The organism is Winogradskyella sp. (assembly GCF_028289625.1).
Classification (GTDB): domain Bacteria; phylum Bacteroidota; class Bacteroidia; order Flavobacteriales; family Flavobacteriaceae; genus Winogradskyella.
The window spans coordinates 13,119-31,552 of sequence record NZ_JANQOM010000009.1; the positions used below are offsets into that span (position 1 = coordinate 13,119).

The 18,434-nt window shown below is 34.1% G+C and carries 24 protein-coding genes and 1 tRNA gene; 15 read left to right on the forward strand and 10 right to left on the reverse strand.

The window, feature by feature from the left end:
- Nucleotides 1-116: 116 nt before the first annotated feature.
- Nucleotides 117-509, forward strand: coding sequence for a cupredoxin domain-containing protein (locus Q0992_RS01215; RefSeq protein WP_299519515.1), 393 nt, complete (start codon nucleotides 117-119; stop codon nucleotides 507-509).
- Nucleotides 510-577: 68 nt separating this feature from the next.
- Here the strand turns inward: Q0992_RS01215 and Q0992_RS01220 are convergent, their stop codons facing one another.
- The 3 genes from Q0992_RS01220 to Q0992_RS01230 all read right to left on the reverse strand — a co-directional run bounded on the left by Q0992_RS01220 (nucleotide 578) and on the right by Q0992_RS01230 (nucleotide 1,696).
- Complete coding sequence (locus Q0992_RS01220; protein ID WP_299519517.1) at nucleotides 578-910, reverse strand: single-stranded DNA-binding protein; 333 nt, start codon at nucleotides 908-910, stop codon at nucleotides 578-580.
- A gap of 485 nt (nucleotides 911-1,395) precedes the next feature.
- The gene (locus Q0992_RS01225) at nucleotides 1,396-1,581 is read right to left on the reverse strand and encodes a hypothetical protein (RefSeq protein WP_299519519.1); all 186 of its coding nucleotides are present in this window, start codon (nucleotides 1,579-1,581) and stop codon (nucleotides 1,396-1,398) included.
- Nucleotides 1,574-1,696, reverse strand: coding sequence for a hypothetical protein (locus Q0992_RS01230; protein ID WP_299519521.1), 123 nt, complete (start codon nucleotides 1,694-1,696; stop codon nucleotides 1,574-1,576). Before Q0992_RS01230 ends, Q0992_RS01225 begins: the two co-directional genes overlap by 8 nt.
- A gap of 252 nt (nucleotides 1,697-1,948) precedes the next feature.
- Between Q0992_RS01230 and Q0992_RS01235 the strand changes: the two genes are divergently transcribed.
- The gene (locus tag Q0992_RS01235) at nucleotides 1,949-2,140 is read left to right on the forward strand and encodes a hypothetical protein (protein WP_299519524.1); all 192 of its coding nucleotides are present in this window, start codon (nucleotides 1,949-1,951) and stop codon (nucleotides 2,138-2,140) included.
- Nucleotides 2,137-2,571, forward strand: a complete 435-nt coding sequence (locus Q0992_RS01240) for a hypothetical protein (protein WP_299519527.1) — start codon at nucleotides 2,137-2,139, stop codon at nucleotides 2,569-2,571. Before Q0992_RS01235 ends, Q0992_RS01240 begins: the two co-directional genes overlap by 4 nt.
- On the opposite strand, the gene Q0992_RS01245 is transcribed toward Q0992_RS01240, so the two are convergent.
- On the reverse strand, nucleotides 2,568-3,500 hold the full coding sequence (locus Q0992_RS01245) for an IS1595 family transposase (protein WP_299519529.1): 933 nt from the start codon (nucleotides 3,498-3,500) through the stop codon (nucleotides 2,568-2,570). The genes Q0992_RS01240 and Q0992_RS01245 overlap by 4 nt on opposite strands.
- Before the next feature lie 543 nt (nucleotides 3,501-4,043).
- Here Q0992_RS01245 and Q0992_RS01250 point away from each other — a divergent pair.
- The 3 genes from Q0992_RS01250 (at nucleotide 4,044) to Q0992_RS01260 (ending at nucleotide 5,401) form a co-directional block, all read left to right on the forward strand.
- Nucleotides 4,044-4,562: a hypothetical protein gene (locus Q0992_RS01250; RefSeq protein ID WP_299519532.1), complete on the forward strand. Its 519-nt coding sequence runs from the start codon at nucleotides 4,044-4,046 to the stop codon at nucleotides 4,560-4,562.
- Nucleotides 4,563-4,588: 26 nt separating this feature from the next.
- Nucleotides 4,589-4,661: transfer RNA gene (locus tag Q0992_RS01255), tRNA-Arg, on the forward strand.
- 509 nt (nucleotides 4,662-5,170) lie between these two features.
- Nucleotides 5,171-5,401, forward strand: coding sequence for a hypothetical protein (locus tag Q0992_RS01260; protein WP_299519534.1), 231 nt, complete (start codon nucleotides 5,171-5,173; stop codon nucleotides 5,399-5,401).
- 100 nt (nucleotides 5,402-5,501) lie between these two features.
- Here the strand turns inward: Q0992_RS01260 and Q0992_RS01265 are convergent, their stop codons facing one another.
- A complete protein-coding gene (locus Q0992_RS01265; RefSeq protein ID WP_299519535.1) occupies nucleotides 5,502-5,648 on the reverse strand; it encodes a hypothetical protein in 147 nt (48 codons plus the stop codon).
- Between the two features lie 144 nt (nucleotides 5,649-5,792).
- On the opposite strand from Q0992_RS01265, the gene Q0992_RS01270 reads away from it, so the two are divergent.
- Nucleotides 5,793-6,191, forward strand: a complete 399-nt coding sequence (locus tag Q0992_RS01270) for a hypothetical protein (RefSeq protein WP_299519538.1) — start codon at nucleotides 5,793-5,795, stop codon at nucleotides 6,189-6,191.
- Between the two features lie 216 nt (nucleotides 6,192-6,407).
- On the opposite strand, the gene Q0992_RS01275 is transcribed toward Q0992_RS01270, so the two are convergent.
- On the reverse strand, nucleotides 6,408-7,259 hold the full coding sequence (locus Q0992_RS01275; RefSeq protein WP_299519540.1) for an aldo/keto reductase: 852 nt from the start codon (nucleotides 7,257-7,259) through the stop codon (nucleotides 6,408-6,410).
- 370 nt (nucleotides 7,260-7,629) lie between these two features.
- Between Q0992_RS01275 and Q0992_RS01280 the strand changes: the two genes are divergently transcribed.
- The 5 genes from Q0992_RS01280 to Q0992_RS01300 all read left to right on the forward strand — a co-directional run bounded on the left by Q0992_RS01280 (nucleotide 7,630) and on the right by Q0992_RS01300 (nucleotide 10,786).
- Nucleotides 7,630-8,133 (forward strand): hypothetical protein, encoded by a 504-nt coding sequence (locus Q0992_RS01280; RefSeq protein ID WP_299519543.1) that lies wholly within the window; start codon nucleotides 7,630-7,632, stop codon nucleotides 8,131-8,133.
- Nucleotides 8,134-8,291: 158 nt separating this feature from the next.
- Nucleotides 8,292-8,897, forward strand: coding sequence for a sugar transferase (locus tag Q0992_RS01285; RefSeq protein ID WP_299519545.1), 606 nt, complete (start codon nucleotides 8,292-8,294; stop codon nucleotides 8,895-8,897).
- A gap of 325 nt (nucleotides 8,898-9,222) precedes the next feature.
- Entirely contained in the window at nucleotides 9,223-9,873 is a 651-nt protein-coding gene (locus Q0992_RS01290) for a spermidine synthase (protein WP_299519547.1), read from the forward strand.
- 35 nt (nucleotides 9,874-9,908) lie between these two features.
- Nucleotides 9,909-10,433 carry a DinB family protein gene (locus tag Q0992_RS01295; protein ID WP_299519550.1) on the forward strand — a complete coding sequence of 175 codons (525 nt, stop codon included), beginning with the start codon at nucleotides 9,909-9,911 and terminating at the stop codon, nucleotides 10,431-10,433.
- A gap of 2 nt (nucleotides 10,434-10,435) precedes the next feature.
- The gene (locus Q0992_RS01300; protein WP_299519552.1) at nucleotides 10,436-10,786 is read left to right on the forward strand and encodes a hypothetical protein; all 351 of its coding nucleotides are present in this window, start codon (nucleotides 10,436-10,438) and stop codon (nucleotides 10,784-10,786) included.
- On the opposite strand, the gene Q0992_RS01305 is transcribed toward Q0992_RS01300, so the two are convergent.
- A complete protein-coding gene (locus Q0992_RS01305; RefSeq protein WP_299519555.1) occupies nucleotides 10,783-11,265 on the reverse strand; it encodes a CBS domain-containing protein in 483 nt (160 codons plus the stop codon). The two genes, Q0992_RS01300 and Q0992_RS01305, sit on opposite strands and share 4 nt — an antisense overlap.
- Before the next feature lie 114 nt (nucleotides 11,266-11,379).
- On the opposite strand from Q0992_RS01305, the gene Q0992_RS01310 reads away from it, so the two are divergent.
- Both Q0992_RS01310 and Q0992_RS01315 read left to right on the forward strand, forming a co-directional pair.
- A complete protein-coding gene (locus Q0992_RS01310) occupies nucleotides 11,380-12,189 on the forward strand; it encodes an NAD(P)H-binding protein (RefSeq protein WP_299519557.1) in 810 nt (269 codons plus the stop codon).
- A gap of 69 nt (nucleotides 12,190-12,258) precedes the next feature.
- Nucleotides 12,259-12,975, forward strand: a complete 717-nt coding sequence (locus tag Q0992_RS01315) for a hypothetical protein (RefSeq protein WP_299519559.1) — start codon at nucleotides 12,259-12,261, stop codon at nucleotides 12,973-12,975.
- Between the two features lie 69 nt (nucleotides 12,976-13,044).
- Here the strand turns inward: Q0992_RS01315 and Q0992_RS01320 are convergent, their stop codons facing one another.
- A complete protein-coding gene (locus Q0992_RS01320; RefSeq protein ID WP_299519562.1) occupies nucleotides 13,045-15,111 on the reverse strand; it encodes a M13 family metallopeptidase in 2,067 nt (688 codons plus the stop codon).
- 98 nt (nucleotides 15,112-15,209) lie between these two features.
- Nucleotides 15,210-15,737, reverse strand: a complete 528-nt coding sequence (locus tag Q0992_RS01325; protein ID WP_299519565.1) for a hypothetical protein — start codon at nucleotides 15,735-15,737, stop codon at nucleotides 15,210-15,212.
- Nucleotides 15,738-15,907: 170 nt separating this feature from the next.
- Between Q0992_RS01325 and Q0992_RS01330 the strand changes: the two genes are divergently transcribed.
- The gene (locus Q0992_RS01330) at nucleotides 15,908-16,861 is read left to right on the forward strand and encodes an NAD-dependent epimerase/dehydratase family protein (protein WP_299519567.1); all 954 of its coding nucleotides are present in this window, start codon (nucleotides 15,908-15,910) and stop codon (nucleotides 16,859-16,861) included.
- Between the two features lie 64 nt (nucleotides 16,862-16,925).
- Here Q0992_RS01330 and Q0992_RS01335 read toward each other — a convergent pair whose 3' ends face one another.
- Nucleotides 16,926-18,218 (reverse strand): hypothetical protein, encoded by a 1,293-nt coding sequence (locus Q0992_RS01335; RefSeq protein ID WP_299519570.1) that lies wholly within the window; start codon nucleotides 18,216-18,218, stop codon nucleotides 16,926-16,928.
- Between the last annotated feature and the right edge of the window lie 216 nt (nucleotides 18,219-18,434).

Genomic DNA, 18,434 nt, shown 5'->3' on the forward strand with positions numbered 1-18,434 from the left:
TTATTTAATCCCAAACAAACAATCTCGCTTACAAAACTATGTGACTTAAATCTATTAATTAGTTAACCTAATATACTAAAAAATCAATTTATTAAACAATTTTTAAATATTTAATCATGAAAAAAATCATTTCCATACTAGTTATTGCATTAAGTTTTTCAATTGCTAGTAATGCACAAGACAGCATGAAAAAAGAGACTATGATGAAAGACTCTAAAGCAACCGTTATCTCTTTAGAACAAACTAAAGGTGAGTTTACACAAAAAACCTTAACGCTTGCAGAGGGATCTTACATCTTCGAAATCTCTAACAACAACGTTGGTCACCAAGTTGGTTTTGTATTGGCGCCAAAATCCAATCCAGACGCACACATTAAAACCGCGTACGTTACAAAAGCTGTAGACAATAATTCAAAGGAAACCTCTAATGTTACTACTTTAGAAAAAGGCGAGTATGTATACTTTTGCCCTTTGAACCCAACACCTCAATATACTTTAATTGTTGAGTAGGCTATTTAAATTTAATAAGAAAAGCGCGACTTTAAAAAGCCGCGCTTTTGCTTTTGTATTTATTAATATTACTTCCCAAGCATCAATAGCTCATTACAAACCACTTCAGTGGTATAACGTTTTATACCATCTTTATCCTCCCAGGTTCGTGTAGTTAATTTACCTTCTATAGCTACTTCTTTACCTTTGGTTACAAACTTCTCTACAATTTGTGCTGTTTTTCCCCAGGCAACGATGTTATGCCATTGGGTATCGGTGACACGTTCACCTTGTGCATTCTTATAGCTCTCGTTTGTGGCTATAGAAAATTTGGCTAAGGTCTTACCAGATTCTAGGTTAATGATTTCTGGATCATTACCTAGGTTACCAATCAACTGTACTTTGTTTCTTAATGCGTTCATGTGTTCTAAATTTTTAATGTTAAACAGTTAATACTTTTATCCTGAACTCGTTTCAGGAACTTTTTAATTAATGTCAAATTTTTATAACATTTCGACTGTACTCAATGTGGCTAATAATTCGACAAGGCAAAGATGCAACTGCTTACAAATCATAGTCGGTAGTTACCTATTTAAATTCGTTTGTAAATATTTGTAGTCGTTTGTAATTAACTAAAGCTTTGTTATTATAGGCATCTATATACAATTTACCACAAAGTTTAAAGAAAGTATTACAAAACGGTGAAATCCGTTTTTTTTGATATTAAGTACGCAATTCATCTAACCCTATTTCGAACGTCACCGATTCGACGCTTCCCATCTGAGCATCCTGCCGACCATCCAAGGCCTAACTAAACTATTGCAGTCAATGAACGTTTTTATCTCTGTATCTCGTCGGCTGATTTGCCTATGAGCCAAAGACTATTAACACATAAAGAAAAATAAAATCAATCATTAGGTTCTCTTTCTTCTCTGTCAGGGTATGGTGCTGGTTCTGGTGAACTTTCTTCAGTTTCTACTTCTTCATCGATATATTCAGGAGAACACATATTACAGGATATTGCAAAACAGCAAAAGACCAAGACTATTACATACTTCGCATATTTTTTAAGCACTGAAAACTGTTTACTCATCGTCCTTTTTGTCCTCTTCAGGTTGGGGAACGGAAACCTTTAGAACATCGTCTAAAGTACCCTCTATTTCTAAGCTGTCGTCTTTATCGACTGGCTTTTTATCTTCTTTTTTCATAGTGTAAAATTAACTATTTATTATAACACTTTAACATTGTGCTTGTAATAATTATGAAATTAAATCGTCTTATTATAAACGGATTACATTGATTCAATTATAAAAATTTATATCTTTGCACCCCTTTATATAATATATAATATATATATTTGAGTAAATAATTCCTTTAGTATTGATTAAAAGCACAATAATAAATTGATTATAAGCAAATTGATTAATCCGTTAAATATTTAATCTTAAAGCAATATCAAAATGAGTGCAATTCTTAACATAGATTTTAATAAAGTAGATCAGCCTATGTTCTACACTGCCACTGAATTAACTACTGATGAAATATTATCTTCAGGAACTGATATTGAAAAAGTTGTTGAAGAAGCAGATAAAACAGGCAAGGAGTTTGTTCTAAACTATATCACAAATCCAAAATATAATTTTATATTTTGACAAAGGTAGAATATCCTTTTACCGATATAGGAAACGGCCATCATAGACCTTATCTTCCAATAATCATATTGAATCCTAAAACGGGTCAAAACTGTATCACTAGAGCAATTTTAGACACTGGAGCTGATGATTGTATGATGCCTTTAATGGTTCATCAAAGAGCGGGTTTTAAAGTAGACAAAACCAAAAAACCCGATGGGCAAGTTTCGGGTATTGCAGGAAAAAAAATAGATGCTTGGAAAAAGACTATGATTATACAACTTCTTGATAAGGATAGAAAAGTTGTTGTAAAGACTACAAAGCCAATAAAGGTGGACTGTGTAATGATTAATCAAACCCCACCTTTATTAGGAACTAAGACGTTCTTGCATGATATTAAGGTTACTTTAGATTATCCTAAAAAAACATTTACGTTAGAGTGGGAAAGTTAATTCGTTAACCTCTTATAACTCAAAGTACTCTCGCTATCCACCAAAAACTTCTCAAAACGCTGTTGGCTATCTAAAGTTCTAGTATTAAAACGTGCGCTATATTCATCCAAATAACGCTCTAAATGCTTATCACTAACTTGGTGATAAATACCGTACAAACCACGCTTTAAAACACTCCAAAAGTTCTCAATCGTATTGGTGTGAACTTGACCCTCAACATAAATGTTAAGTGCGTGCTTCACGTTTTTGTGCGTGTAATATTTCTTTAACTGATTGTATGCAGGAGCTTCATCAGAATAGATAGTCGAATCGTTAGGAACATGGGTTCTAACAAAATCTACCATATTTTGGGTAGTCTCGCCACTTACATACTTTAAAGCCACCTTACCATCACGCTCGATTATACCGATAACTACTTTTTTGGGTTTATAAGGCTTGCCCTCGTTTGTAATTTCCCTATCCTCTAAAGAACGTCTTTTCTTCAAGTGCTTGTTTCTTTCCTTGCCACCGATATACGTGGCATCGGTTTCTACCATTTTTTTATCACCTAACATTTGTGGTGCTTTGTCCTTTAGCATTTCTCTAATACGGTGAAGCACATGCCATGCACTCTTTTGGGTAATACCCAAATCCAAAGCAAGTTGTACCGAACTAATACCTTTTTTGTGCGTTGTAGCCAAAAATATCGCCGCAAACCATATTCTAAGAGGAATATTAGAATTGTGAAAGATAGTGCCAGTAGTGACCGTAAAATCCTTTCTACAATCCTTGTCACCACATCTAAAACCCCTGTTGGTTCTATATGTCTTAACGCTTCCGCAATGAGGACAACAAACATCATTTCCCCATCTAATTTTTTCGTAGTAGTCTTTACAGGTACTTTCTTCTCTGAAGTAATCTAAAAGTTGTGGAAGTGATTTGAAATTCATAGTTTTTAGTTTGATATATACAAATATATTCGAATATATTGATATACACAAACAATTATACAATTATTTTCGAGTTTTTTTGTAGTTTTGTGTTATGACTACTTATAAAGAACAGCAAGAGAAGAAAATGTCCTACGTCCTTCTTAAAAATTGCGAGGTAATCGGTACGTATGGAAATTTGAGGAAATTAGTTGAACATATGGAAAACACTGACTTCCCAAGTTATTGGACTTTAGTAAGAAAAGATTTTCCCATATCATTCGATTCATTCAAAATCTACAAAGTTAGACACTATTAAAACCCATTTCATCGTTTTTATTAACCGAGTTATTAACAATATTATTGAGATTCGTTCTAAATAATCGTTGAAATACACATAATATTAAATAAAAACGCACTAAAAACGCACATAAATACGACTTTATTGATTTTAACTCACTGCGATTCCCGTTTTGTATATTTTTTGTTTAATTCTATTTAATATTTAATACCTATATTTGAATATGATTAATAGCGAAAATATTGTTAGTTGTATTACCAAATATGAGTGTCTCTAGGGAGTTAATTGATGAGCTTATTAAAGCTAAGGATGACCTTGTTAATTTTAGAAATTCAATTAATGAAAAAATCAGTTATCTAGTTGACGTTATAGAATCTTATGGGTATGACGAAAAAGGAAACAATATTCGCTCAGCAACAAATCTAACCGTTAAAGATGTTCTTGACCAATCTGAAGCATGGAAAAACTTTCCTCAAGTAGCCACTAAAGAAGCACAATTAATGTGGCTTTTTGAAAATTTCTTTAATAAGGGAATCAAACTTTCAGAAGTTCAAAAACACTATGACAACCTTTCGTCGAAAAAGGGTCGTATTGATAATGTAGCAAGGAGGTTGAAAAAAGAAGGGAGGCTTGTTGTCGTCAAATACAATAGGTCTAATAAAATGAGTTTTTGGGGTTTGCCTTTATGGATAAAAGAAAATAAAGACTTTAGGCTGCAACACAAGCCAAATGAAAATTTACTGCCCTTGGATATATTTGACACCAAAGTAGTTAGAAAATAAAAGGACTGCTGCAACAGTCCTAATTTCCCTTGTAGCTCAATTGGATAGAGCAATGCTGGTCGAAGGCATAGGTTAGAGGTTCGAATCCTCTCAAGGGCTCTAAATAGTCTTCCGTTTTTGGGAAGAAAGACTGGAAAAGTGCAAATACACCGTTCAAAAGTGTGCCGTCTCTCATAAGGATAGGGCTTTTGACTTACAGTCGGAAAACGTCGATGTTCGTACCATCGGCGTTTTTTCATTTACGAAAGTATGTAATTAAATACAAAAAACAAAATAAATGCCCATATATCGTATATATGCCTATATTTGCTCATATATAGTATATATGGAAATAAAAAACACTAACATAAAAAACCTTTTTGTTCTTATGAGTGACAATAAGGTGGTTAGCGTTTCATCTTCAATGGTAGAGTTCATGGAAAAAATACCAAATTTTATAGAAAACCATCGGTCAAAAAAATACTATCAAAATCATTTCAAAAACAACTCTATTTTATATTACAAGAATCCTATTACTGGTCAAGAAGTGACAGTGCAAAAGATTGTAAACACTTACCGGAACAAGAAAATGTAAAATAATTAGGATAATTACTACCTTACACCTAATTATGACCCTCTACGAGTTCAATTTGCTATCACTGGAAGAAAAACAAACGGCGGTTTGGGATAAGGGCGTGTTCTTGGACAGCTACGTCACAAAAGATGAAAGGATAAACTGCTACGCCATAGATAGGTTCTTTGTGGAGGTACACTATGACGGTGAACATAATGTAATAACGGACGTTACGGCATTTAAATACGGCCACAACCTCGATAAATACGCTAATCTGAATCTATGAAACGCCCATTCAACAAAAGAGAACGATTTGTACTTGCTTTGCTCTTGGCTATCATAATAGTAAACTTTGTATTTATTGTTTGGGATATGAATAGATAGTTTTAATCACCACGCAATATCCTGGTATATCGCCCATATTCCCAAGACATCCAAGCGACATAGATAATGGCAATGGCTATCAAGATTATGATAGCCCATTTGAGAAGCCAAAAGAAGATATCTACCAATTTTTTAACGAGTGGTTTCATGCCCTAAAATAGAGCGATAAATTTAAGGATTTTCCTATCTTGTGGTAAATTGTATATAGATGCCTTATTATAGAGCTTTATTGTAATTTTAATGGAAATAGTAAAAGTACACGTATACACTAATTATAGAGTCTTTAAAATAAAATGAGTCTTAGGGAAGAGACATTAAAAAAGTATTTCGAAGGTCGAACGGTTATGTCAAAATTATGTCGCGAATTAAATAATTTTGTCGAAAGAAATGGAAATGAAGTTTCTTATGACATTACTGATATGACATCAGGTTTGGAGTTTAAAATAGAAAAGAAACATATTATAATGCTTGCAGACTCTTGTTTGAATAATCAACTTAAAACACAAGACCTAACTAATCTTGCATTGGTGCTAAGAGTCTCAGATTATTTTTCATGGGACAATTCGGAAAAAGATGGGGTTTTAATTGATGGTGTCTTAACAAATTGGGGAAATCCTGAAATTAATGGTGAGCTAACGAAGGAATATGTACAGTATTGTGCCTATTTCTTGGAAACTGGTGAACATAGATAAAATAGAACGCTCTACAACAATTAACTAATCGTAATTAGGATAGTAAAAGAGCATTGATTCGCATTGTTGACGGAATCGATGATTCATACGGCTATAATAATCTTTCTCTGCTATTTTGTTCTTTCATTCTTTAAATAACTAATTTAATCTCTTTACAAACTTAGGACGGCTATAGTTCTTCATTAAATTTGTAGCCTTAAAACAACCGTTTACAATCTACAAAATCACTCCCCACTCAAAATTGTCAGGATCTGGTCCGGTACGGAAATTTCTGTCTAGCGAATCTAAAAAGTTCATATCAGTTTCAGAAATTTTAAAATCAAATATATTGGAGTTGGCTATAATGCGTTCCTCTCTGCAAGATTTTGGTATTGTAATTACACCCTTTTGCAAATCGTATCGTAAAACAACTTGGGCGATACTTTTGCCATACTTTTCAGCTAATTTCTTTATTTCTGGTATTTCAAACACCTTTCCTTGCATTAAAGGTGACCAAGCTTGATATTGTATGTTGTGTTGTTCGCAAAAATCCAGTAATTCTTGTTGCACTAAATAAGGGTGAAACTCCATTTGGTTCACCATTGGAACTATGTCCACATCTGCCATTAAATCCTCTAATTGGTGTTGCAAAAAATTACACACTCCTATGGCACGCACACGTCCTTCTTTGTATAGTGCTTCGACCGCCTTCCATGTGTCTTTATATAATCCAACAACTGGCCAGTGCACTAAGTAGAGATCAACATAATCCATCTGTAGATTTCCTAAGCTTCTTTCAAAAGCGAACATCGTTTTATCATAGCCATGATCACTATTCCATACTTTGGTCGTTAAAAAAATATCTTCTCTATTAATGCTACTTGCCTCAACACCCAATCTAACATCGTTTTCGTTTCTGTATATAGCCGCTGTATCTATGTGGCGATAACCATTGTCTAGTGCTAATTTTACAGAGTTAGTAACTTCGTATCTATCTTTTGGCATGTAAGTCCCAAGACCTAAGTAAGGCATTTCTACTCCGTTATGTAATGTCCATGTTCCTGTTAAATCGGTAATTTTTTTATCCATTATGAGATGTCTTTTATTTTTGATGACAATCAGTAATCCCTTATTAAAATTGAGAGCTCATGATTAATAGTGGCAAAACTATAAAAGTCGAACAAACTATACCCAATTATTCTACATGATTACGTTTTTATAAGACGAAACGTTACGTACTAGTTAGCACTTCTTCTACTCATAATATTGATAAATAGAAGTTTAAACGCTTTCTAATATACTCAGTTCATCGAAGTAAAATTATAGTTAATTGATGTTAATGCCTTTTAGTCGTACAAATAGTTATATAACCGAAAAATAATTTAGAGTTTGAAATAATTGTTTTTTATTTGTTTAAGTTCTTGAAAATAAAATAGATTTTAATAAAATTATATTAATAATGAAAAAAGAGTATTTAGAAAAGGTACAAACCATTGACGATTTAATAACCGCTTTTTATGCCTGCCTTGGTGGTGAGCCAGGTGAAAAAAGAGACTGGGAGTTTATGAAGTTCTTGTTTCATCCTCAAGGAATGAAAATTGGTTATGAGTACGACATAAACAAAAACTTTAGACCGCAATGGATACACCCAAATGATTATATAGAACGCATTGGGTTTTGGTTTAACAATACTCGAGAAACCGCTTTTTACGAAAGAGAATTAGGGAGAGTGGTGGAGACCTATGCAAACATTGGCCACGCTTTTAGTCATTGTGAGGCTTTTCATAGCAAAGAAGATATGGCTAACAATAAGCCTTATAAGCAAGATGTGAAAAGTATTCAGTTGGCCTACTACCAGGACAGATGGTGGATTGTGAACATGTTTTGGCATGGTGTTACTCCAGAGTTCCCTGTACCGGACAGATATAAGCAATTTCAGCAGTTTAGTTTCCCTAGAAAATAATGCTGGCATTAGCTAAAAAGCATAGTAAAGATAATTTGAAAAGGGCCTGTAGCCTAGTTTACTAAGCCATGGATTCTTTTGAAATCAATTTTTAAGACATTAATATCGAAAGTTGAAAGTTTTATATAGAGCGAGATTATTAACATAATCACTTTGTTATGTACAAGAATTTTTTTAAACGAATTTTAGACTTTTCAATAGCATTAGTGGCTTTGATTTTATTGTCACCATTAATTATTACACTAATCATTGTATTGTGGTTTGTAAATAATGGCAAGCCATTCTTCTTTCAAAAAAGACCAGGTAAGCATACAGAAGTCTTTACGATTATCAAGTTTAAAACGATGAGAGACCCAAGAAAAAACGAAAGTGAATTACTTAATCAGGACGAACGCATAACAAAAGTTGGTGCATTTATCCGAAAGACGTCATTAGATGAATTGATGCAATTGGTTAACGTTTTAAAAGGTGAAATGGCAATCATAGGCCCTAGACCATTATTAAGTGAATACCTTCCAATGTACAACAAAGAACAAGCAAGGAGGCATGATGTTAGACCTGGAATTACTGGCTGGGCCCAAGTTAACGGACGCACAGCTTTATCATGGGAAGAAAGATTTGCCCATGATGTCTGGTATGTAGATAATTTAAGCTTCAAGAACGATTTTAAGATTTTACTTATGACCATTGAAAAAATATTTAATAGAAAGGCCATGTCTTCTATTGAGAACGCTTCATTTAAAGGTTGGGAAGGAAACGCTTAAAACCATAAACACATAGTAATGGTTAGGAGTGTTATACTAGTCATAAATTTTGCGGCTTTAATAATTAAAACTGCTAAAAATTAAAAGCTGTATTAGAATAAAAAAGCACCCAAAATTGGGCGCTTATAATCTTAGCTATTAATAAGGGTATGCGTCAAGCAAGAATTTAAAACAAAATATATATCCCTTAAATATATTTTGCACGATAAATGTAAGAAAATTATTAAGGTTTTTTTGTGTGTTTGATAAATTCTTTGAAAGTTCTAAATTTAGATATAGTAAGAAAAGTATGCGTTAGCGTTGTCGTTACTAAATTCAAAACGAAGTGAAGTCAAAACAATTTCTTAGTTACATACTTCCAATAACAAAGACCATTACATCTCAATACAGTGGTACTTTAGAGATCACATGGCACAATGGGAAAAAACACCTCAATTCAAAAAATGCGAACTATAGTTACGGATCATTACAAAACATCTTAAAATTTGGAATTGAACAAATCGCTTTACAAAAAGTCAACTCTATTTTGGTTTTGGGTATGGGTGGAGGGAGTGTTATTGAAACCCTTCGCAACGATTTTAATTATACCAAGTCTATCACTGCAGTAGAAATCGATCCTGTAATTATTGAAATTGCTGCTACGGAATTCGGGATTTCAAAAAATGAACACCTAAAAATCCATTGTTTGGACGCTTTAGACTTTGTAAAGACTGATAACGAACACTATGATGTAATCATTATCGATCTTTTTATCGATTTATCAGTCCCTAATCAATTTTTATCCGAATCTTTCTGGAACCATGTACTACGCCTAAAATCCTCAAAAGGCGATATCATATTTAATGCTGCAGTAAACGATTCTAAGAGCAAAACCATTCAACAACTTATTGGCTACTTAAAGACAAAGATTTATAAAGTAAACGTCTTTGAAAACGTCAACAACACCAATACACTTATCATCTTAAAATCACTGTAAACATTTGTAAGCGAATATTTTGTACCTTGTAATTTATGACGTATAATCTTACAGACGCTCTTGAGGTTTTAGGACAGACTCCAAAAACCCTAAAATCCTTTTTAGGGCATTTATCGAATCCGTGGCTCTATAGCAATGAAGGTGAGAACACATGGAGTCCATATGATATTGTGGGTCATCTCATTCATGGCGAAAAAACAGATTGGATACTTCGACTAAAAATTATTCTCAGTGATTCTGAAAATAAAACCTTTGTGCCATTTGATAGGTTTGCCCAATTTGAAACTTCTAAAGGAAAATCTATGTCTCAATTACTTGATGAGTTTGAAGTTTTAAGAGAAGGCAACCTCGATATTCTCAGAAATCTAAATCTATCAAATGCCCAATTAGAGCTTAAGGGTAAACATCCGGAATTGGGTGAAGTCACCTTATCGCAATTATTATCTACTTGGGTCACTCACGATCTGGCTCACATTGCACAAATAAGTCGTGTGATGGCTAAACAATATAAAGACGAGGTCGGCCCTTGGTCAGCTTATATTCCAATTCTAAATCAATGAATATGCAACGAAAATGTCCTGAATGTGGAGATAGAATTATAGGTAGAATCGATAAAAAATTCTGTAGTGATGGATGCAGAAATGCACACAATAATCGTATTAACAAAGACTCTAAAAACCTAATTAGAAACACCAATAATCGCCTGCGAAAAAACTATAGGATTTTAGAAGCCTTAAACCCAAACAAAAAAACCAAATGTTCTAGAGCCAGACTTATTGAAAAAGGATTTGACTTCAACTATTTTACGAGTATCTACACTACTAAGGCTGGCACCACTTATTACTTTGTCTATGACCAAGGGTACTTGCCTTTAGAAGGAGATTATTATGCTTTGGTGAAGCGAGACGACTAACCCTTGGTGGTGCTATTCCAGTTGACCCCTTTTAATTGTAAGGCTGCTTTTAAAATATCCTTTTGGCTTATTTGGCCTACCAATTTGCCATTCTCTACAATGGGGAAACGTCTTCGTTTAGAGTTTAAAAACTTATTGGCTGCATCAAAAACATCCATGTTGCCATCAATGGTTTCAACATTTCTTGCCATACGTTTTTCTACATTGTCATGTTCTAAAGGCATATTATAATAGCGACTTTCACTCAATTGTTTTAAACAATCTCCTTCAGAAATAACACCTATCAATTTTTGTTTATCATCAACCACTGGCCCACCAGAAATTTTATATTTAATTAAGGCCTCAACAACTTCCTGAATGGATTGATCCGGTTTAAACGTTATAAGATGCGTCGTCATATAGTCTTTTACTTTTAATGCTACGGTCTGCGTGCTACTTTGCTGTTGCTTACGCGACCCTTGAAAACTTTTTATTCCCATGACGTTTATATTTTTAGAGTGAATTTTAAAGTTACTGAAAATTAATCGTTTAGCAAAATCACCCTATTTTAAGCTATTGTTGTGTATTTTTAAACCTTAAATTCCAACAAAAAATTGAAGGAACAAATCAGTATCATAGGTTGTGGTTGGCTGGGTTTTCCCCTTGCAAAAACTTTAATTACTAATGGTCTTAAAGTGAAAGGCTCAACAACTTCAGAAGATAAGCTCAAAACAATTAAAGCGGCAGATATTGATGCTTTTTTGATTCGCTTACATAGTGAGGGTGTTTTTGGAAACTATTCTGAATTTCTATCAGGAAGTACTACCGTGATTATTAATATTCCACCAGGACTAAGAAAAAACCCGGAAAAAAATCATGTGGAAGAACTATGGCATTTAATTAAAGCCATTGAAGAACAAGAGGTTCAAAATGTGCTTTATATAAGTTCAACTTCAGTGTATAAGGATGATGTGCATCTTCCTACAATCAGCAATAGTACTTCTCCCGATGGAGTTTCTAATAGCGTAAAACAACTCATCCAAATAGAAAAAATACTTCAGGAAAATACAAGCTTCGCCACTACTATTATCCGATTTGGCGGTTTGTTTGATGAACAACGACATCCTGCAAAGTACCTTTCGGGCAAACAGAACATCAAAAATCCTGAAGCACCTGTAAATCTTATCCATAAAGACGATTGCATAGCGATTATCTTACGTGTTATAAGCAATAACTTTTGGAATCTTACGCTTAATGCCGTATACCCTGAGCATCCAATAAAAAAGGAGTATTATTCAGCTTATTGTAAACGCCATAATTTGGCACAACCTAAGTTCGATTCATCTAAAAAGAGCAAAGGAAAAATCATAGATAGCTCTAAACTGGTACAACTTTTGAACTACACTTTTAAACATGGCCTATAGAAATTAATAGTTTTTTAAGAGCTATTCTTATTAATTTTTATAGTTTTAGCCCTTAAAATTTAAACAAAGATGAAACAGATTAAAGTTGTCTCGATGGTTATCGGGATTATGCTATTGTCAGTCGGTGTTTTTGCCCAGTCTAATGAAGACTTAAAAAAACACTACAAAGACTATTATAAGGAGATGAAAAAGCAAGGTGATGTACAAGGCATAATTAATGCCATGACACACCTCAATATTTTAGAGCCCTCAGTAGAGCGTAAAGATACACTGGCTTATTTATATCTGTCCGAAGGACGTTATATGCAAGCTCTCAATACAATAGGCGTAGATAAAAATGCTACAGATTCTGATATGAATGTTGAAGTTAAGGCACTATCACTAAAGAATCTTAATCAACCTAAACTCGCTTTAGAACATTACGAAATCTTATTTAAGCGAAATCCTAATGTGTATTTAGCTTATGAAATGGCCGATATGAAAATACAGACTAATGATTTAGCTGGTGCTAAATCCAATATAGAATATGGCTTAGCTAACGTAAAAGATGATATGAAGCGTGCTTTTTATGAAACACAACAGCCTTACGAAACGTCTATGAAAGCGGCCTTATTATGCCTAAAAGGTTTATTGACATTTAGCGAAAACAAAACCGCAAATATTGATGCGGCCATTCAATTGATGAATGATGCTTTAGCCATTGACCCTAATTTCAATTTGGCTAAAATCAGCAGACAAGGTTTAGAAAGCCAGAAAGCGCAACAAGCTGCTGCTAATAAAAATTAATCTTATAACATTGATAAATAAAAAATGCTGCCTGTTGGGCAGCATTTTTTATTTATATAATTTCAGTCTTTACCAAATTCTAACGCGATCTTCCGGTGCTATATACATGGCATCCCCTTCCTTAATATCAAATGCTTCATAAAAGGCATCTATATTCTTTAAAGGTTGCGTTGCTCTTATATGGCCTGGCGAGTGTGGATCTGTATTAATTTGTGTTCTTAAGGCTTCATCTCTAATTAAGGTTCTCCAAACTGTTGCCCAAGACATAAAGAAACGTTGTTCTGCTGTAAAACCGTCAATGTCATCTGGTCTCCCATTTTCCTTAAAATAAAGCTGCAGACCGTCATAAGCTCCTAATACACCACCTAAATCACCAATGTTTTCACCTAAAGTAAACGGTCCGTTTACATAAACGCTATCTAATACTTCAATCGCTGAGTATTGATCAGCAAGGGCTTTACCTCTTTTTTCAAACTCGGCTAAATCCTCAGGTAACCACCAGTTATTCACATTTCCATCAGCATCAAATCGAGCTCCAGAATCATCAAAAGCATGAGAAATTTCATGTCCAATTACAGCTCCGATACCTCCATAGTTTACGGCTTCATCAGCTGTGTAATTATAAAAAGGAGGTTGCAAAATAGCCGCTGGAAAAACAATCTCATTATTTAATGGATTAAAATAGGCATTAACCATTTGTGGCGGCATTCCCCATTCGCCTTTATCAACAGGTTCGTTAATTTCGCTCAAGTTTTTCTTTTGCGACCATGTGCCAACCACAAGCATGTTCTCGGCATAAGAATTACCTTCTTTTACCTGCAATTCCGAATAGTCTTCCCACTCATCAGGATAGGCAATCTTTACAGTAAACTTATCAAGTTTCTCTATGGCTTTTTGCTTGGTCGTTTCGCTCATCCAGTCTAAGTTAGTTATACGTACTTGAAAAGCCTTGATGACGTTTGCAATCATTTTTTCAGCTTTTTCTTTAGCTTCTGGCGGGAATTTTGCCTGTACATAAAGCTGTCCTACGGCTTCCCCTACACTACCATCTACAGTCCCAAGCGCACGCTCATCTGCTGGGCGCATTTTTTTAGCGCCATTAAGTGTTTTACCATAGAAGTCCCAATTCGCTTTTTCTATTTCTGTAGTTAAGAATCCCGCAGCATTGTTTAATGTACTCCAATCCATAAGGGTTTTTATGTCTTCAATTGGTGTGGACGTCAAAAAGGCATCCATAGCTTTCATATACTTTGGTTGCATTACTAACAACGTATCTATTTTCTTTTCGATACCCATATTGTCCATAAACTTTTGCCAATTGATAGATGGAGCCATAGTCTGTAAATCGGTCACAGATGTTGGGTTATTAAAATTTCTTATATCTCTACTCGCTACCTTATCTAAGCGTGGCTCGGCCAATTGTGTCTCCATGGCTAAAATCTTTTCTGCGGCATTATGAGCATCAGCTTCCGAATAATTGATATACTGAAGCATTCTTGCAACATGGTCTACATATTGCCCTCTGATTTCTTTGGTCTTATCATCCTGATCTAAGTAGTAATCGCGCTGTAAGCCTAAACCTGCCGGAAACAGCCAAGCTATATTCATACTACTATCATTAAGATCTGGGTTAGCACCGATACCTGCAAAAGGTGCTGAGACACCAAGCGTTGAAGCTAAAATGGTTTGCATGTTGTTGAGATTTTGGATACTTTCAATCTTATCCAATAGCGGCTGTAAAGGCTTTATACCTGCCTCATTACGAGCAACAGTATCTAACTCAGATTCAAAAATTAATAAGGCTTTCTGCTGATCCGAACCTTCTTTATAAGTTCCTAATTCTTTAGAGGTATTTAGGATATCTAATACGTCTTGCCTGGTAGACTTCCTTAATACCCCAAATCCTCCCCATCGGGTTTCATCATCTGGTATGGTATTGGTTTCTAACCATTTCCCATTGACATATTTATAAAAATCTTCTTTTGGACTTACATCTGTGTCCATATTTTCCAAGATAATGCCTGGAATCTTCTCTTCTGCAAAGGCTGTGTCTTTTTTGGCGTCGTCTTTACATCCTACAATAGCAAAGCACACCAAACCTGATATCGCTAGGACGCGACTAAGATTGGTTTTCATAATGTGATTTTAGTTAATTAGAATTATTCTAGTTATTAATAAGACCGATTAATTAAAGTAATTGTTACAACTTAACATAACTTTAAGATTTCGTTGGTCTAATATTCTGACTTGATCTGGCTATAAACATCTTTCTCTAGTTTCTTATTGATTTGATAGTTGAGATTAGAGAAAGCTACCAACACTTCCTTTACACTTCGTAGCTTAAGGCTATCATCGATATTATCTAAAGTCAAGTTTTCGTTTAACCTTAGCAATGTCGTTTCGATAATTGTTGTTCTAGATAGAATAGGATTGGTTTGTAGTGTGTCTGGCATTTTTAGTTTTAAAGTATCTATAAACCCTTTTAAAAAAGCTTTATCACCATTAAAAAATGACAAATCCGCTTTTCTTAAATAACTCACCTGAATGGCTAGTTCTTGGTATCTATCCCAATTGGCTACCACTTGTTCACCATTAGCGCTTAGCGCATAATCCGTAAATTTAAAATTCTCAATCGTTCTGGCAGTAATTGCTTCCTTTTGGCCTATTAGTTCATTATCAGCTGTATCTAATGTCTTTTTATCACCATTGCAACTAAACAGAAGTGCAAACAAAATATTGAGAAGGATTAATCCTATTTTCATCAACGCATAAAATTTTGAATGTAAATATACTTAAACTATTATTTTGGACTCTTAGTATATTTTAAAAATAAAGATTGCCATATTATTATAAATAAAGCTGTTTTTTTGAAAATTTTAATTTTTACACGGCTAAATTCTTACTATTTTTGATGATGCTATAATTAAACGATATGCCTTCTAAAATATTGATTATTGGTGCCTGTGGTCAGATTGGCTCTGAGCTCACTACCAAACTTAGGGAGATTCATGGTGTAGAGAATGTCATTGCAAGTGATATTAATACCAGAAAATTGGATTTGGTAAATTCTGGTCCGTTTGAGATTATTGACGCTAAGAACTTTAATGCCATAAAAGATTGCTGTAAGCATTATAACATTGACACTATTTATTTAATGGCAGCGTTATTAAGTGCCACAGGAGAAAAGTATCCCATGGAAGCTTGGGATTTGAATATGAACTCCTTGTTTCATGTACTTAATTTAGCGAAAGGAAGTACCATTAAGAAAGTCTATTGGCCAAGCAGTATTGCTGTTTTTGGACCAACCACTCCAAGAAAAGATACTCCTCAACATACCATTTGCGAACCTACAACAGTCTACGGTATCACCAAACAAGTCGGAGAACGTTGGTGCGAATACTATCATAAAAAATATGGTGTTGATGTGAGAAGCATTCGCTATCCTGGCATTATAAGCCATAAAGCGATGCCAGGGGGAGGCACCACGGATTATGCGGTTGAAATCTACCATGAAGCCATTAAACATGGCTCCTATGAATGCTTTCTTTCTGAAGACACCAATTTACCCATGATGTTTATGGACGATGCCATTAAAGCCACTATAGATTTAATGGATGCATCAAATGAAGACTTAACGATTAGGTCTTCTTATAATTTGGCGGCCATATCATTCACACCAAAACAGATTTATGAAAGTATAAAAGTACACTTACCTCATTTTGAGATGACTTACAAGCCCGATTTTAGACAGGCTATTGCGGATAGCTGGCCATCATCCATAGATGATTCGGTTGCGCGTAAGGATTGGAACTGGCAACATCATTTTGATTTGGATGCAATGACTAAGGTAATGTTGAAAGAGCTTAAAATAAAGTATCTGAATTAGCATAATGTATAAACAAAAAAAGCACTTCAATTGAAGTGCTTTGTATTAAATAATACGTATTCTCTCATGGACAATAAGCTTGTTCTAGATACATCTTGTATTGTAAAGCCGATTTGTAACCTTCTGGACTTAGCGTTAAATTACTTGGATTATTTATGAAATCAAAGCCAGCTGGTGTCAGCAAATAATTACTCATACACGTAAGATTCTTGAGGTTTTGATTTTCTGATGCTAATCCTTCTGGATCGTTTAGATATACACCTTCAGAAAATGCATTTGGAATATTAAAATTAGCAAATAATTCAAATAATTGCCCTTGTATATGCACATTATTGTTCACAATATTAAAGGTATTTGGTACTACATCTTCCATCTCAAATAACCATTGGTAAAACGAATCAACGAACGATTGTTTGTGAATATGGTGTTCTAATCTCAACCTTTCACCTGTAACCGTAGTGACAAAATTACCTTGAGTTACCAAAACTCTAGGATAAAACTCAACAATCTCAACTCTCAACTTATTTGTGCTATAAGGGCTGTAGCCAAAAACAGAACCAAATGACACTGTCTGCTCAAGGTCATCAGGATCTGTCAAAATGGTTAAATCCATATAGCTATGAGTACCATTGTAAGGTGGAGGAGGTAGAGGTCTAATAGTCTCTCTTCGCACCCATTCCCCTTGTATATAATCATACCATCTAGGAAACATGTTTACCAACATCTCTATAGGTGGTTGGCCTCCTATTCCTACTGTATACCCACAAGCCCCATTGGTAAGGCCAAGATTACCTGAACTACTAGCCCATCTACAAAGTACACTTTTAGGTGCCTTACTCGGAATATTGGAAGGTTTTGGACTAGACCCTCCATACTTAGCAAAGTTGACGTTTTCAGTAATTTCTCCGTTACTATTAAAATCAATAATATACTTAGCATCATAACCCATCTGTAGTTGATTACTTGTGTTTGTCCCAGAATCAAAGTTTAATGTTAGGAAAGCATTTAACACTTCTTCACCTATTTTTGTAGGTATTATTATAGATAGAGTATAGATAATGATTGATTCAGATTCTTTGACTACATAAATATTATCTGTATCAATTGATAAATCCTCTAAATTGTAACCTGCCAATAAATGATTAAAATTATCTGAAATGATACTTTCTACGTATTTCTCAGACTTCGAAAACTGATTTAAAAAAGCCCAATCATCAATTTCATTGATTGATTTAAAACTTATACCTTCTTCAAATTCAAGACTCGTTCCTTCATTGATTTCTCCTAAATCTTCGCTACATGAAGTAGTAAAAACCAAGCAAAAAATAGCCAGAATTAAATACATTATTTTTCTCATACTAATTTAATTTTGAGTTGGTTACAAAAGTACGGACAACCTTAAATTCACTAGATGATAAAAGTCATAGATTTACTACAAGAGCGGGTAATGATTCATAATTGAAGCTATACAAAATGAATGGTTTTTATAATCTAAAATTAATATGTTAGTTAAGATGCGGCTCTCAAAAAAATGATGCCTTATTGTTTATCATGTAAAGATTTTCTAAATCAG